This window comes from Micromonospora sp. NPDC005979 (genome assembly GCF_040614415.1).
Classification (GTDB): Bacteria; Actinomycetota; Actinomycetes; order Mycobacteriales; family Micromonosporaceae; genus Micromonospora.
This window is the reverse complement of the sequence record NZ_JBEXUR010000001.1, coordinates 265896-281505: the sequence shown is the minus strand read 5'-3', so window position 1 is coordinate 281505 and position 15610 is coordinate 265896. Positions and strand designations below refer to the sequence as shown.

General features: G+C 70.5%; 11 protein-coding genes. 8 read left to right on the top strand and 3 right to left on the bottom strand.

All coding sequences use genetic code 11. The features are described 5' to 3' along the window. Positions 1–1654 precede the first annotated feature (1654 nt). The 3 genes from ABZ272_RS01215 to ABZ272_RS01205 all read right to left on the bottom strand — a co-directional run bounded on the left by ABZ272_RS01215 (position 1655) and on the right by ABZ272_RS01205 (position 3846). Positions 1655–2476: an alpha/beta hydrolase gene (locus tag ABZ272_RS01215; protein WP_355047860.1), complete on the bottom strand. Its 822-nt coding sequence runs from the start codon at positions 2474–2476 to the stop codon at positions 1655–1657. Positions 2477–2495: 19 nt separating this feature from the next. After that, positions 2496–3065: a DJ-1/PfpI family protein gene (locus ABZ272_RS01210; RefSeq protein WP_355047859.1), complete on the bottom strand. Its 570-nt coding sequence runs from the start codon at positions 3063–3065 to the stop codon at positions 2496–2498. A gap of 88 nt (positions 3066–3153) precedes the next feature. Then, the gene (locus ABZ272_RS01205) at positions 3154–3846 is read right to left on the bottom strand and encodes a GntR family transcriptional regulator (protein ID WP_355048242.1); all 693 of its coding nucleotides are present in this window, start codon (positions 3844–3846) and stop codon (positions 3154–3156) included. A 321-nt stretch (positions 3847–4167) separates the two neighbouring features. Between ABZ272_RS01205 and ABZ272_RS01200 the strand changes: the two genes are divergently transcribed. From ABZ272_RS01200 to ABZ272_RS01165, 8 genes are all read left to right on the top strand, one after another. Next, positions 4168–5574 (top strand): extracellular solute-binding protein, encoded by a 1407-nt coding sequence (locus ABZ272_RS01200; RefSeq protein WP_355047858.1) that lies wholly within the window; start codon positions 4168–4170, stop codon positions 5572–5574. A 98-nt stretch (positions 5575–5672) separates the two neighbouring features. Beyond that, positions 5673–6518, top strand: coding sequence for a sugar ABC transporter permease (locus ABZ272_RS01195; protein WP_355047857.1), 846 nt, complete (start codon positions 5673–5675; stop codon positions 6516–6518). After that, positions 6518–7429, top strand: a complete 912-nt coding sequence (locus ABZ272_RS01190; RefSeq protein WP_355047856.1) for a carbohydrate ABC transporter permease — start codon at positions 6518–6520, stop codon at positions 7427–7429. Before ABZ272_RS01195 ends, ABZ272_RS01190 begins: the two co-directional genes overlap by 1 nt. Beyond that, the gene (locus tag ABZ272_RS01185; RefSeq protein WP_355047855.1) at positions 7429–8496 is read left to right on the top strand and encodes an ABC transporter ATP-binding protein; all 1068 of its coding nucleotides are present in this window, start codon (positions 7429–7431) and stop codon (positions 8494–8496) included. Before ABZ272_RS01190 ends, ABZ272_RS01185 begins: the two co-directional genes overlap by 1 nt. Next, positions 8496–9572 carry an ABC transporter ATP-binding protein gene (locus ABZ272_RS01180; protein ID WP_355047854.1) on the top strand — a complete coding sequence of 359 codons (1077 nt, stop codon included), beginning with the start codon at positions 8496–8498 and terminating at the stop codon, positions 9570–9572. The genes ABZ272_RS01185 and ABZ272_RS01180 overlap by 1 nt, the downstream gene beginning before the upstream one ends. A 126-nt stretch (positions 9573–9698) precedes the next feature. Then, positions 9699–11159 (top strand): NAD-dependent succinate-semialdehyde dehydrogenase, encoded by a 1461-nt coding sequence (locus tag ABZ272_RS01175; RefSeq protein ID WP_355047853.1) that lies wholly within the window; start codon positions 9699–9701, stop codon positions 11157–11159. A gap of 60 nt (positions 11160–11219) precedes the next feature. Continuing rightward, positions 11220–12470, top strand: a complete 1251-nt coding sequence (locus ABZ272_RS01170; RefSeq protein ID WP_355047852.1) for an iron-containing alcohol dehydrogenase — start codon at positions 11220–11222, stop codon at positions 12468–12470. Between the two features lie 68 nt (positions 12471–12538). After that, a complete protein-coding gene (locus ABZ272_RS01165) occupies positions 12539–15610 on the top strand; it encodes a hypothetical protein (protein WP_355047851.1) in 3072 nt (1023 codons plus the stop codon).

Genomic DNA, 15610 nt, shown 5'->3' with positions numbered 1-15610 from the left:
CACCTGGGGCGACAGCTACGCGGCGGTCCAGGTCACCCTGCCCGAGTCGACGCCGGTTCTGATGGATTTGCTGGATGCCGCCCGGCACTTCGGTGTCAGTGACAACGCCACGGTGATGGCCCGGCTGGCCCAGGCGAACTCGGCTGCGCTCGCTGTGGGTGAGGCGTTCCAGCAATGGCAGCAGGTGAGCCGTGAGCTGGAGTTGGAACGGCTCGGCCCGGAGTTGGAGCGGCGACGCGGCACCGGACAGGTCGAGCCGGGAACGATCCCCGAGTGGCCCTCCGAGGAGGAGATCGCGGACGCCGGCAACACCGCCGCCGGGGCACGGTACGTACGGGCCCAGCGGGAGTGGTACGCCCGGAAGCAGAGGTTGGACACGATCGTGTCCGAGCTGGCCGAGTCGATTCCCGACATGGTGCCGACGGTCGCCGTCGACGCGGCGACGGCGTCGGTCCCGGTGCAGGCCGCCCCGCTCGCTGCACCCCGGTGGTCGCTACGGCTTCCCCCCTCCGTCGCGAGGCATGGCGACCTCTTCGTCATCTCCGCCCCCGATGGGACGGCGCCGCCATCGCTGCTCGCCGGATTGGAGAACGCCGCCACCGGAGAGCGGCCGGTGATTCTGCTGGAAACTTCGCAGATCGGCCGGCCCGCGCTCGCCGTCGGGCTGGCCATCCTGAACAACCTCCTGGAACAGTTCGCCCAGCGTGGCCTGCTACCGCTCGTGGTAACCCTCGCCTCGATCGACTCGGTGCTCGACGTGGTGGAGAGGTACGGCGCCGCGGTGCTGCACCCGACGCTGGAAAAGACCGGCGACGTCGGCATTCATCTCGGCCACCGGTGGAAGGCCACGACCGTACGGCCGAACGGCCAGACCGTCACGTCGCGCGAGATCTGGCCGGGCATTTCCGCCGCGGTCCTGGACGCCGCAGGCACACTGGCCCGCCCCACGGGCGCCGTCGCCCGGATCGACGACGATCTCGGCGAACTGATCTGGGCGGCCGATCTGCGGGCGAGCCGCGACATCTTCCGCCGCCTGCGGGAACGCTGGTCGGCGGGGCAGATGGCCACCAACCTCGCCCACGTCCAGCGGATGATCCAACGGGTGCCTGATCAGCCGGCGCTGAGTGTGTTCGCCCCCGTCCTGGATCTCGGCGTATCCGGCCACGCCGACATCGCCTTCGACTACGCCACCGCCGCCGAGGCGGATCGCCCCGCCACACTGCTCGGCTCGGTAGGGCGGTTGGAGGCCGCCGGGCAGTTCGCGACGGCGGTCGACGGCGGCCTGAGCACCGCCCGGCTGACCGCGATGGTCACCGCCGTCGGCGGTGAGCCGGACGCCGTGTCGGTGACCGTCCATCTGCTCGAACTGATCAACGACATCAAGTCCGGGCAGTTCGAGGGCGCGCAGAAGTTCATCGAGACCAACCGGGGCAGAATCAGCACGGACCAGAAGGCTCAATGGGTCAACGCCATCGCCGACCTGCAGCTCGTCATGCCCGCACACCACCTGCCGCAGCTGAAGTTCCTGTCCGAGGCCGTCTACAACTGCCCTCCGAAGGGGTCTACCGTCCAGGCTGCCTGAGCTCCGCCACCTGCCGTGCGTTCGCGGCCGGCTCATGTACTGATCCGTTCGGGCACGGGCTGCGGACAGCGGTCAGTGACCTCGGTCCTGGCAGAGGAAGCACGACAGCAGGTGCCGGAACTCGTCCGGATGCTCGACCGCGGGCACGTGCCCGCATCGGCCGAACACGTGCAGACGGACGTCGGCCAGGTGTTCGAGCAGGGGTCGGGCGGCCGTCTCGAGCGGGGTGAGCCGGTCCTGGGCGCCGTGCACGAGCAGCACGGGCACGCGGATCGCTGCCAGCGTCTGCGCGGAGAGGGTGAGGTCGTCGACCCATCGTGCCCTCGGCGGAGGGAACAACGACGCGTACGCGGACGCCCCGTCCCGCATCGTCGCCGCCCGGGCCTCGACGGCCGCGTCGGTCACGAGAGCCTGGTCGAGGAGGAGGCGACTCAGCATGTCCCGTGCCCCGAGCGGGCCGGCGGGAGCGGCCCAGACCGCGTCGAGATCGGCGGACAGGGGTGCCCCCGGAGCGCCCATCGTGGAGACCGCCACGACCCGGGTCACCCGCTCAGGGTGTGCCGCCGCCAGTGCCAGCGCCACCGCGCCGCCCATGGAGTGGCCCACCACGGCGTAGGACTCGACACCGAGAGCATCCATCAGGCCCGCGGCCTGCTCGGTCCAGAGCCGGAGTCCGCTCGGCGAGCCGGCCGGCACGGGCGTACGGCCGAACCCCGCCTGGTCGGGAGCCACCAGGTGCCAGGACGTGCCCAGCGCCTGCGCCGTCGATGCCCAGGCGCCGGACCCGGTCGTGCCGGGTCCGGAGCCGTGCAGCATCAACACCGCGGGCCCGGCGCCGCTCTCCAGAACGTGGACGGGTGAACCGTCGACCGTGACGGTCCGAAGTGCGGTCACCGGGGCAGGCCAGGTGTGCTCACGCCGAGGCGGAGCTGACGGACTTCGAGAAGACCTCCATCATCGCCCTGCCGAACTGCGGCATGTCGGGCCATCCCCGGCAGGAGACGAGGTTGCCGTCCACGACGTCGGGTGCGTCGATGACCGTCGCGCCGGCGTTCTCCATGTCACCGGTGATGGGCGGGAAGCACGCCGTCTTCCGGCCCTTCAGGAGCCCGTACACCGCTGGCACCTGCGCGCCGTGACACACCAGAGCGATGGGGAGGTTGCGCGCGAAGAAGTGCTCGGTGATGCGCCTGACGTCGGCGTCGACCCGGATCCACTCGGGGGCGCGTCCGCCGGGGATGATGAGGGCGTCGTAGCGCTCGACGTCGACCTCGGCCCAGGGCACGTCGACCGGCAGCTTCCGACCGTTCTTCTCCACGTAGGCGTCGGAGTTGGGGTCGAACTCGTGGATGACCAACTGCACGTCACGCAGCGTCCGTGACGAGACGTCGACGTCCCAGCCGCCCTCCTGCACGCGGTAGTAGGGATACATGGTGTCGAGTTCCTCGGCGGCGTCGCCGGTCAGGAGCAGCGCTCTGGGCACCTGCTTCTCCTCGCGTCTGGTGGCGGGTGGTGGAGATCCAATCCGATCCGATCCGGTGGCGATAGCATTCCTCGACCCGGCCCACCCGTCAAGCCTCTACCGCCATCGATTCCGCGTCCGTGACCTCGTCGAACAATCGTCGGAAACGGTCGCCGGAGCGCAGGATGTGCCGACGCATCGCGTAGGCGGCGGCGTCGGGGTCACGCGCGGCGATCGCGGCCACGACGTCCTCGTGCTCGGCCATGGCCAGGTGGGTGACCTGGGCGTCGTGGTGCAGCCGGAAGAGGTGCACGTGGCTGTGCAGACGGGCGAGCGCCTCCCGGATCACCTGGTTCTCCGCGCTGAGGGCGACCAGGTCGTGAAACGCGGCGTCGCGGAGCCCGAAGGCGCCGTACGCCGCAGGCCCCTTGCCCCCCTCCAACTCGGCCATCTCCCCCAGCATCCGTCGCAGGCCGGCCACCTGTTCCACCGAGGCGCGTTCGGCGGACCTGCGCGCCGCCGCGGGTTCGAGCAGCAGACGGACCTCGAGCATGTCCTCGAATCGGTGGCGGGTGATCTGGGGAGGGATGCGGTAGCCGGCGTGGGGCACCCGCACGACCAGCCCCTCGGCCTCCATCCGGTTCAGTGCGTCCCGGATCGGTGTCTGGGAGACTCCCAGCTCTCGTGCCAGAACGTCGATCGTGACGCGGGAGCCGGGCTCGATCCGTAGCGACATCAGCTGCCCGAGCAGCGTGTCGTACACCTCGTCGGCGAGCCGGCCGCCCGATCTTCCCACCGGCATTCCTCCCGTCACGGCCTTGCGGCCCCGCGCGATCATCGCTCCGTCGTCCATCGTGACGTGAGGTCCCTTCTTGCGCCGTTGCGACCTGTTGACATCAGTCACAGCGCTGCGGCATGCTGACGCCCCCACCAGATCGTATAGGAAAAGTGGCGGATGATCTTCATTCTCCACCTCGCGGCGCAGTTCTGACGCCGGCCCTCACGACGGCCCGGCGCCACGCCCAGAAAACCAGCAACCGCTTGGCGAAGCACATAGCGAGGCCCTAGAAGTCCCCATCCAGAAAGCAGGCATAACATGCGCGCTCAGAAGCGAATAGGACGAATGCCCGCTCCCGGTCGCAAGGCACGGCTGGCGACGGCAGCCATGCTGCTGGTGGCCACGACCCTGGCGGCGTGCGGCGGCGACAAGGACGACGACGCGAAGGCGAGCGCCCCCAAGGCGCCGGCGGCCGTCCCGGAGCTCAGCAAGGACCCGCTGACCCTCAGCTTCATCTGGTTCGACTGGCCGCCCGCCCAAGCGCTGGAAGCCTTCGCCAACGCGGAGTACAAGAAAGAGCGGCCGAACGCGACCATCAAGGTCAACACCGTGCCGAACGCGAACTGGCACGACGCGATGTTCACCCAGTTCGCCGCGCGCAAGACCGACTTCGACATCGCGATCCTGGACTCGCAGCACATCGGCGAGGCCGTGACGAACGGCAACATCCTCGACCTCACGGACTTCGTCAAGAACAACATCGAGGTGCAGGCCTACGACCCGTACCTCCTGGCGGCCTACGGTCAGTTCCCGCAGGCGGAGACCGGCAAACGCGACGAGAACGCCAGCCTGTACGGGCTGCCGCTGCTCGGCGACACCTGGACGATGATCTACCGCAAGGACCTGATCGGCGACAAGCCGCCGCAGACCTGGGACGAGATGATCTCGGTCGCCGGGAAGTGCCAGGCGGAGCACCCCGGCGTGAGCGGACTGGCCTTCCACCAGGCCAACGGCTCCGACGCCGCAGCCGTCACCTACAACACCGTCAACGGCGTCTACGGCGGCAACCTCTGGGACCCGAAGGCACGCAAGATCCAGGGCGTTCTCAACGACGCGGCGGGCCAGGAGGCGATGGACGTCCTGGTCAACAAGATGAAGCCGCTGACCGCCAAGGGCTCCGGCAACTGGTTCATCGACGAGACGAACGCGGCCGTCGCCCAGGGCAAGGCGTGCATCGCGTTCAACTGGATCGCGGCGAGCGGCGGCCTGCTCGATCCGAAGCAGTCGACGCTCGGCAGCACGCGGGAGCAGATCCTCGACAAGTTGGGCTTCGCCACCCTGCCGACCCAGAAGACGAACCTCGTCCCGCTCGGCGGCATGGGCATGCACATCTCGGCCTACTCCGGCGCGGCGAACCAGGCGGAAGCCCTGAACTTCATGAAGTGGTTCGAGCGGGCTGACATCCAGAAGAAGTGGGCCGCCGCCGGTGGCGTGCCATCGCGTACCGACGCGATCCAGTCGCCCGAGTTCCTCAACGCCGGGCCGTTCAACAAGGTGTACGCCGACTCGGTCCCGCGGATGCGGGACATGTGGAACGTGCCCGAGTACGCGCGCCTCGTCGACATCGAGAACACCAACGTGAACGCGGCCCTCAACGGCGCGAAGAGCCCGAAGGACGCGCTCGACGACATCGCCAAGGAGCAGCAGAGCGTGCTCGACTCGAGCAACCGCAAGGGCGGCGGCGGGCTGTGAGCGACGCCCCTTCGACGACCGAACACCCCGGGCAGGTGGCGTCCGCGGCGCCACCTGCACCGGGTCGGTCCCGCCGGCTGAGCGACCGAGGGCTCGCCGTGGCCTTCATCTCCCCCTCGCTCCTGCTGTTGCTCGCCATGTCGGTCTTCCCGTTGCTGTGGTCGTTGTACCTGTCCTTCACCGACTACTCGGCCACGCGCGGGGGTCCCGCCGAGTTCGTCGGGTTCGGGAACTACACCGCCATCCTGACGTCGGCCCAGGTCCACACGAGGGCCCTGACGACTCTGGTCTACGTGATCGGCGCGGTCTCCCTGCAGACCGTGCTCGGTTTCGGCATCGCTTACCTGATCTCCCGGCGCACGCGCGGGCGCGGAGCGCTGACCACGCTGTTCCTGGTCCCGATGATGCTGTCGCCGGTCGTGGTCGGGTTGTTCTGGCGCTTCATGCTCGACGCGCAGTTCGGCGTGGTCAACAGCATGCTCGGCTCGGTCGGCCTCGGGCAGGTGGAGTGGCTCACCCGGCAGCGGACGGCGCTGATCTCGCTGATCGTGGTCGACACCTGGCAGTGGACGCCGTTCATCATGCTCATCGCGCTCGCGGGCCTCAGCGCGGTGCCCAAGTACCTCTACGAGGCCGCCTCGATCGACCGCGCGTCCGAGTGGTTCAAGTTCCGCACCATCACCCTTCCGCTGGTGTGGCCACTGCTGCTCATCGCCGTGATGTTCCGGGCCATCGAGGCGTTCCGGCTGTTCGACCTCGTCTACATCCTCACCAACGGAGGCCCGGGGGTCTCCACCGAGACGTTGTCGTTCCACATCTACAAGGTCGCGTTCCTGGGCTTCAACACCGGAACCGCGTCGGCGTACGGAATCCTCATGGTCCTCGTCGTCATCGTCCTCACGCAGCTCTACCTGCGTTATCTGAACAAGCTCAAGGAGGACTGATGGCCGTCTCCGTCGACGAGGCCGTGTCCACCGGTCCGGCCGGGGACCACACACCTCCCGCGCGCCGCCCCGGCGGTCGGGGCCGCTCCGCGGTGGAGGTCGTGCTGCTGACCCTGCTGGCCGCCGTGATGCTCTTTCCGGTGCTGTGGATGATCGAGACGTCGATCAAGGAGAACCGGGACGTCTACGCCATCCCGGCCAAGTTCTTCGACTTCGCCGTCACGTTGCAGCATTACAAGGACGTGTTCGTCGCCCAGGGCGACGGCCGTACCCCCGTGTCCGTCAGCTTCCTCAACTCCTTCGTGGTCGCCGGCGCCTCCACGGTGCTGGCCACCGTGCTGGGAGTCCCGGCGGCCTGGGCCTACTCACGCTTCGCCGTGAAGGCCAAGAAGGACCAACTGTTCTTCATCCTGTCCACCCGCTTCATGCCGCCCGTGGTGGTGGTGATCCCGATCTTCCTCATGTACCGCCAGGTCGGACTCATCGACAACAAGATCGGCCTGATCCTCATCTACGCCGCGTTCAACGTGCCGTTCACGATCTGGATGATGAAGGGGTTCGTCGACGAGGTGCCCGCGGAGTACGAGGACGCCGCCATGCTCGACGGCTACACCCGACTACAGGCGTTCTGGCGATACACGCTTCCCCAGCTCCTACCCGGCATCGCCGCGACGGCGGTCTTCGCGCTCATCTTCTCGTGGAACGAGTTCGTGTTCGCCATCTTCCTCACGTCCAGCGACAGCGTCCGCACGGCCCCACCCGCCATCGCCGGCCTGATCGGCGGCACCACCACCGACTGGGGTCTCGTGGCAGCCGCCTCCGTGGTGTTCGCCCTACCGGTGCTCATCTTCGCCTACCTGGTGCGCAGGCACCTCATCGCCGGTGTGACGCTCGGGGCGGTGCGACGCTGATGGCGGGTATCGAGGTAACCGAACTGCACAAGCGCTACCCGGACGGCACGGTCGCGGTCGAACAGGTGGACCTGTCCATCGGCCACGGCGAGCTGTTCGTGATGCTCGGCCCCTCGGGCTGCGGCAAGACGACCACGCTGCGGGCCATCGCCGGCCTGGAGCGGCAGACGTCCGGCGACATCCGCATCGGTGACACGCTGGTCAACGACCTGCCGCCCGCCGAGCGCGACATCGCCATGGTGTTCCAGTTCTACGCCCTCTACCCGCATCTGCGCACCCGCGACAACCTGGCGTTCCCCCTGCGGGCCGAGGGACTGCCCAAGCAGGAGGTGCACGCGCGGGTCGAGGAGGCCGCCCGGCTGATGCGGCTCGGTCCCCTCCTGGACCGGCGACCGCGCCAACTGTCCGGCGGGGAGCAGCAGCGTGTGGCGCTCGCGCGCGCCCTGGTGCGACGACCGCGCGCGTTCCTCATGGACGAACCTCTCACCAATCTGGACGCCGAGCTGAGGGCGGACATGCGCACGGAGATCAAGCACCTGCAGGGGGAACTGGGGGCGACGATGGTCTACGTCACCCACGACCAGGTCGAGGCGATGTCACTCGGTCACCGGATCGCCATCCTCAACAAGGGCCGCGTGGAGCAGATCGGTACACCGCTCGAGGTCTACGACCGTCCGGCGAGTCTCTTCTGCGCCGCGTTCATCGGATCCCCGCCGATGAACCTGATCGACGTGGAGGTGGTCGACGGCATGCTGCACGGTCAGGGCGGACTGGTCCTCACACCACCGTCCGGCCTGCCGCGCGACCGTCGTCTGGTCGCCGGCGTCCGGCCGGAGGCGCTGGAAGTCACCGCGCCAGGGACGGACGGCGCCATCCCGGCCCGAGTGGTCTCGGCGGAGTGGCTGGGCGACGAGATCATCTACGTGGTCGACCACGGCGGCGAGCGCGACGTACGGGTTCGGATGCCACCGACCATCCGTTTCGCCCCGGACGCGAAGGTCGGGCTGCGGCACACCGGCGGAACCCCGGCGGTCTACGACGTGCGCACGGAAGAGCTGGTGGCCTGATGGGAACCGTGGCAGCGCACGGGCTGCGCAAGTCCTTCGGCAAGGTCCAGGCCCTGGACGGGGTGACGCTCGACGTGCCGGACGGCTCGTTCTTCGTCGTGCTCGGGCCCTCCGGGGCGGGTAAGACGACGACCCTGCGGGCGATCGCCGGCCTGGAGAAGCTCGACGCGGGGTCGGTGCACCTGGACGGTAGAGACGCGACCGGTGACGCGCCGGCCGAGCGGGACCTGGCCATGGTCTTCCAGAACTACGCCCTCTACCCGCGACACACGGCGTACGAGAACATCGCCTCACCGCTGCGGGCACGCCGCCGTTCGTCGAGCGAGATCGCCGCCGCCGTCGAGCAGATGTCGAAGCTGCTGCACATCGAACGTCTGCTGAAGCGTCGTCCCGCCCAGTTGTCCGGCGGTGAGATGCAGCGGGTCGCGCTGGCTCGGGCGCTGGTCCGCAGCCCCCGGGCGTTCCTCATGGACGAGCCGCTGACGAACCTCGACCTCAAGCTCCGCGTCGAGATGCGCACCGAGCTCACCCGTATCCACCGGAGCCTCGGCGCGACCTTCGTCTACGTGACCAACGACCAGGTCGAGGCCCTGTCCATGGCCGATCAGGTCGCGGTCCTCAAGGAGGGAAAGGTGCAGCAGGTCGGGACACCGACCGAGGTGTACGAGCGTCCCGCCAACCAGTGGGTGGCGGGGTTCGTCGGGAGCCCGCCGATCAGTCTGCTCGCCTGCCGCGCCAAGGGGGATCGTCTGGTCGGCGCGGACGGCTGGACGCTGCCGCGCCCCCGCTGGACCACCGCGGAGGACGGTCGTGCGCTGCTGCTGGGCGTACGCGCGGAGGACCTGTCCGTCGAGCAGCGCGGGGACGCGTCGTTGTCGGGAGAGCTCTACGGGCTCGAGCCGCTCGGCGACCGCACGGTGGTCGACGTCCGGGTGGGGACCGAGATCCTCAAGGTCAAGGCACGACCCACCATCACCGGTACGCCGGGCGAACGACTGTCGGTCACGGTCGACCTGGACCGTGCGCACCTGTTCGACGCGGACACCGGGCTCTCGCTGTCCGAGGCGGGGCGGTAACGCGCCGAACAGACCGAGACACCTTCGCCCCCGCCCCGACGAGGGCGGGTGACCCGTCCGTCCACCCGAACGGGCGATCGCTGGGGCACTCCGCACAGCACCACGAAGATCACAGGAGGCGACGCAATGAGTGACCCGATGACCGTCCTGGCTCCCGAGCACCGGCGGCTCCGCATCGGCGACGCCTGGCGCGATGCCACGAACGGGGCCACCTTCGCCGTCGAGGACCCCGCCACCGGCAAGACCATCGCCGAGGTGGCGGACGCCGACGTCGTCGACGGGCTCGCCGCCCTGGAGGCGGCGAGCACGGCGATGCCGGGGTGGGCGGCGACCCCAGCACGGAAACGGTCGGAGTTGTTGACCGCGACGTACCGGGCACTGGTCGAGCGGTCCGAGGAGGTCGCCCGGCTGATCACGCTGGAGATGGGTAAGCCGCTCGCCGAGGCTCGGGCGGAGGTGTCCTACGGCGCGGAGTTCTTCCGGTGGTTCGCCGAGGAGGCGGTCCGCGTCGAGGGTCGCTACAGCGCCGCCCCCGCCGGCGGATACCGCATCCTCACCGTGCCGAAGCCGGTCGGACCGTGTGTCTTCGTGACGCCCTGGAACTTCCCGTTGGCCATGGGCGCCCGCAAGATCGCTCCTGCGCTGGCCGCGGGCTGTACGACGATCACCAAGCCCGCGGGCCAGACGCCGCTCACCATGCTGTTCCTGGCCCGCCTCATGGAAGAGGTGGGCGTACCGCCGGGCGTCGTCAACGTGGTGACCACCAAGCGTTCCGGCGCGGTGGTCTCGGCGCTGCTGGCCGACAACCGGACCCGCAAGCTGTCGTTCACCGGGTCGACCGAGGTCGGACGCGTGCTGCTGCGGCAGGCTGCGGACAACGTGCTGCGTACCTCGATGGAACTTGGCGGCAACGCGGCCCTGATCGTGTGTGCTGACGCCGACCTGGACGTCGCCGTCGGCGGCGCCATGGTGGCCAAGATGCGCAACATCGGGGAGTCCTGCATCGCGGCCAACCGGATCTACGTCGAGGAGCCGGTGCGCGAGGAGTTCACGGCGCGCTTCGTCGAGCGGATGGGCGCGCTGTCGGTGGGTCATGGCCTGGACGACGGCGTGGACGTCGGGGCGTTGATCGACGAGGCCTCGGTCACCGCGATCGACGAGCTCGTCGCCGACGCGGTGGATCGGGGCGCCCGGGTGCTGGTGGGCGGCAAGCGTCCGCATGGGCCGGGCCACTTCTACCCGCCCACCGTCGTCGTCGACGTGCCCGACGACGCGCGGATGCTGAAGGCGGAGATCTTCGGTCCGGTGGCGCCGATCATCCCGTTCACGTCCGACGACGAGGTGCTGGCGAAGGCCAACGACACCGAGCACGGCCTGGTCGGGTACGTCTTCACCCGTGACCTGCGGCGGGCGCTGCGGTTCACCGAGGGGCTGGAGACCGGGATGGTCGGCATCAACCGTGGTCTGATCTCGGACCCGTCAGCTCCGTTCGGGGGCGTGAAGCAGTCCGGCATCGGCAAGGAGGGGTCGCACGAGGGCATCCTCGAGTACCTCGACCTCACCTACGCGGCGATCGACCTGCCGTGACCGGCCCGCCGCCCCGAGCTTGCGCCCCGCACATCAGCGACGTTCTGGAGAGGCACCGACATGCTTGAGACCGTCCGCGGACCACGCCAGCTCATCGTGGGCGAAGGGGTCGCGCAGAACATCCCCCGGGTGGTGGCCGAGAGTGGATCGCGGGTCCTCGTGGTGACCGACCAGGTTCTCCTGGGTCAGCCGGGCGTCGCCGAGATCGTGGCCGCCGTGCGGGCGCGGGTCGACGTCGTCGAGGTGTTCTCGGACGCGACGTCGGACGTGCCACTCGCCGACGTCGCCGTGGCCGTCGCGGTCGCCAACGAGGTGGAGGCCGACGTGATCCTCGCCATCGGGGGTGGCACGGTGATCGACCTCGCCAAGATCGTCGGCGTCATCCGACGCCACGGTGGGACGCCGCGCGACTTCTACGGCGAGTCGAGGGTGCCGGGGCCGACCCTCCCCCTCGTCGCGGTCCCGACCACGTCCGGGACCGGCTCCGAGCTCACCCCCGTCTCGGTGTTGACCGACCCGGACCGCGAGCTGAAGGTGGGGGTCTCCAGCGTCCACATCGTGCCCGACTTCGCCATCGTGGACCCCGAGCTCACCTATTCCTGCCCGGCGACCGTCACCGCCCACTCCGGCATCGACGCGTTCTGCCACGCCGTGGAGAGCTACACCGCGCGACCCCGGGCCCACGGACCACGCGACCCGGTGGAGCAGGTGTTCCTCGGCCGCAACCCGATCACCGACCACTACGCGCTGCTGGCCGCGGAGCGGATCGCCCGGAGCCTGCGTCGTGCGGTCCGCAACGGCGGCGACCGGGACGCGCGCGCGGACATGTCGTACGGGTCGATGCTCGCCGGGCTCGCCTTCTCCCACGCGGGCAACGCGGCCCCGCACGCCCTCCAGTACCCCATCGGCGCGGCCACGCACACCCCGCACGGCCTGGGCGTCGGATTGCTCCTGCCCTACGCGTTGGACGCGGCCCGGGATGCCGTCGAGGACCGGTTGGCGATCCTCGCCGGGGTGTGCGGGCTCGACGTGGCCGACGCCTCCGATGCCGAGGCCGCGGACGCGTTCCTCACCTGGCTCGACGGTCTCCTCGCCGACATCGGCATCCCCCGCACCCTGGCGGACATCGGCGTGGCCCGCGCCGACCTGCCACGGTTCGCGGAGATGGCTGGTGGCGTCACCCGACTCATCCAGAACCACCCGGGCCCGACCGACACCGCCAGCCTGACCGCGATCCTCGAAGCGGCCTGGACCGGGGACCGGACCCGCCACGTCCTGACTCCGAGCGGAGATGGTGCCGGCAACAGGTAGCCGACGACGCTCGCCGCCGGCTTCCGCGGGTCGAGGACGGCGGCTGGTGCGACCACTACCATGCGAGCGTGGCTCACGTTGCCCAGGCCCGCAGGCCCTACCCGCTGCTCATCGCCGTGGCGATCGTGGTGGCGCTCGGCGCGGCCACGGCCTGGGCGGTCGGCGACACGCTAAAGCTGAGCCACTCCCCCGCCGCCGTGCCGCGCGAGGAGGCTGTCGCGGCACCGGCGCGGACGCCCGCGCCGGTGCCGCCGTTGGCGTCCCTCGTCGTACCCGACGATCCCCGGCTCACCAAGGCCGCGACCGCCGTCGCCGACGCGGTCGTCTTCCGCGGCCGGCCCCGGCCGGTGCTCGCCCCGGGCGGGTCCGCGACCACCGCCTCGGGCACCGGTACGGCAGGCGGCGGGCCGCCCGACCTGTCGGCGGTACGCACGCTGCGGGCGGGCGTGCTGCCCGCTCTCGGTGGGACGCCCGAGTCGTATCGGCTCGACGTGCGCGGCACCGAGTTGGCCGTCCAGGGTGGTGACGTGGCGGGCGTGGCAGCCGGGATGTACCAGCTGGCCGACCGGATCCGCTCCGGCGGCGAGGCGCTCTCCCCGGCGGACACGGGTCGGGTGGTCGCACCCCGGCTCGGCCTGCGACTGACCGACGCCGGTTCGGTGGGCCGCGAGCCCGATCCGGCCGCCTTCGCCGCCGGCGACGACTACGGCCTGAACACAGACGTGGTCGCCTCGGCGGTGCTGCCCCGCGCGCCGTGGGTGGACGCCGCCGCGGTGGCCCGCATCGACGCGCAGTTTCGGCAGCTCGTCGACCACTCGGTGGCGCAGGGATACAACGGGATCGTCGTGCCCGGCTTCCTGGAGTACGTCACGTTCGCCAAGGTCGGCGACGGACGCGCGGTCTATCCGGCCGGCGACCCGCACGTCGACCGGGCGCGGGCGATGGTCACGGCGTTCGGGCCCGTCTTCCGGTACGCCGAGGACATGGGGATGAAGGTCTTCCTGCTGACCGACATGCTCGCGGTGTCGCCCCCGTTGGAGGCGTACCTGACGCGGACCGTCGGCGGCCTCGACGTGGCGGACCCCCGGCTGTGGGCGGTCTACCAGGCCGGCCTGGCCGAGCTGTTCGAGGGCATGCCGTTCGTCGACGGCCTCATGGTCCGCATCGGCGAGGGCGGCGAGGTGTACGCCGGAACCGGCTGGGACTACTCGTCCCGGCTCGCGGTCACCACGGAGGCGTCCGTACGCGCGATGCTGCGGGCGCTGCTGGACACGGCGGGCCCGGCCGGAAAGGAGATCATCTTCCGGACCTGGACGGTGGGCGTCGGCGCGGTCGGCGACCTGCACACCAACCCGGAGTCGTACGCGCAGGTCCTCGGCGGGCTCGACGACCCGCACCTGATCGTGTCCACGAAGTACACCCTCGGCGACTTCTACAGCCACCTGCCGCTGAACACCACCCTGCTGGGCGGCGGGCACCGCCGCATCGTGGAGTTCCAGGCCCGGCGCGAGTTCGAGGCGTTCGGCTCGCTGCCCAACGACCTCGGCCCGCTGCACCGCCAGGCGCTGCGCGCGTTCCTCGCCGCCAACGCAAACGTCGAGGGCGTCTGGAACTGGACCCAGGACGGCGGACCGCTGCGCGCCGGGCCCATGTCGCTGTACCTGCGCGCCGGCTTCTGGCAGCTCTACGACCTCAACACGTACGCCGTCGGCCGCCTGGCCTGGGACCCGCAGGTCGACCCGGCGCAGGTGACGGCGGACTGGGCGTACCGCACGTTCTCCGGCGACCCGGGGACCGTCGCCGCGATCGGGCAGGCCATGGCGCTGTCCCGCCAAGCGGTCACCAAGGGCCTCTACATCGGTCCGTACGCCGACCGCTCGGTACGGGCGCTCGGGCTCGAACCGCCGCCCATGATGTGGATCTTCGAGTGGGACATCCCGACCGGCGACTCCGCAGCTCTGGACAGCATCTACGCGGTGACCGGAGGCCGCGTCGACGAGGCGATCCAAGAGGGTACGCAGGCCGTGGCGCTGGCCCGGCGCATGCGCGACCTGGTGGCCGCGACCGACCCGGCGACCTGGCGGGACGCCGAACTGCGCGGGCGCTTCACCGCGACGCTCGACTACCAGGTGGACCTGTTCGAGACGCTTGGCGCGTACCGGACCATGGTGCTGCGGCACGCGCAGTGGCTGGACACCGGCGCGCCGGCCGCCCGTCACGACTGGCGGCGGGCAGCGGCGGCGTACCAGGATGCGCGCGACGCGCACCGGCAGCGCTACGGCGCCGACCTAGACCTGCCGGCGTACAACTTCACCGCCGCCGACCTCGGGGCGCGGCGTGCCGACCGGGACCCGGCGATGGCCTGGGCGGCCCGGGCGCTGCTCGCGTCGATCCTGCTGGTGCTGCTGCTCGGCCTGCGCGGTCGCGGGTTCGGCGCGGCCGCCGCGCGCGGACTGCTGTTCGGCGCGCTCCGGCCGTGGCGGGTCGCCGCGCTGCCGACACCCCGCACCCGGGCGGACCGGCTGATGGTGTGGCTGGTCCCGGCCGTGGTCCTGGTGGCGAGCCGGCTCGTGTCGACCTGGTTCGCCGCGCCGGCACACCTGCTGGTCACCCTCGGTGGATGGGCGCTGTTCGCCCTCGTCGTACGCCTCGTCGTCGGCCGCCGGGATCCGTTCCACCTGTGGGCCGCGCTCGGCGGCGTCGCGCTGCTGCGCAGCGTACTTCTCCTGGCGGCGCTCGCCCCGCGCGGACCCGGCGGCTACTGGTTCGTCTTCTGGACCGCGCCGGGCCTGCGGGCGGCGTACGTCACCGTCGCGTTCGCGGCGTTCTGCTGGCTGTTCGTGGTCACGGCGGTGGTCCTGCGGGACCGCTACGGCCTGCGCCGCGCAAGCGCCGTCGGGCTGACCCTCACCGCCGTGGGCGTACCCCTGGGCGCACTGTCCGCCCTGGTCTCGGCGGTGGGCCTGGAACGCGCGCTGACGGTGTGGAACGACCAACTCGCGCTGCTGCCCTGGGGCCTGTCCCGCATCCTCGGCATCACCGTCTACCTCGGCATCCCGGCCCAACTTCCGGCTTACGCGGCCGCCGCCGGGATCGCCCTGGCCGCGGCCGGTCTGCTCCTGTCACTCAGCCGCGAGTGA

Excerpts from the sequence above, each read along its gene's own strand:
- ABZ272_RS01205 (WP_355048242.1), bottom strand. The coding sequence starts at position 3,846 with ATGCCGGTGGGAAGATCGGGCGGCCGGCTCGCCGACGAGGTGTACGAC.
- ABZ272_RS01200 (WP_355047858.1), top strand. The coding sequence starts at position 4,168 with ATGCCCGCTCCCGGTCGCAAGGCACGGCTGGCGACGGCAGCCATGCTG.
- ABZ272_RS01190 (WP_355047856.1), top strand. The coding sequence starts at position 6,518 with ATGGCCGTCTCCGTCGACGAGGCCGTGTCCACCGGTCCGGCCGGGGAC.
- ABZ272_RS01185 (WP_355047855.1), top strand. The coding sequence starts at position 7,429 with ATGGCGGGTATCGAGGTAACCGAACTGCACAAGCGCTACCCGGACGGC.
- ABZ272_RS01180 (WP_355047854.1), top strand. The coding sequence starts at position 8,496 with ATGGGAACCGTGGCAGCGCACGGGCTGCGCAAGTCCTTCGGCAAGGTC.
- ABZ272_RS01175 (WP_355047853.1), top strand. The coding sequence starts at position 9,699 with ATGAGTGACCCGATGACCGTCCTGGCTCCCGAGCACCGGCGGCTCCGC.
- ABZ272_RS01170 (WP_355047852.1), top strand. The coding sequence starts at position 11,220 with ATGCTTGAGACCGTCCGCGGACCACGCCAGCTCATCGTGGGCGAAGGG.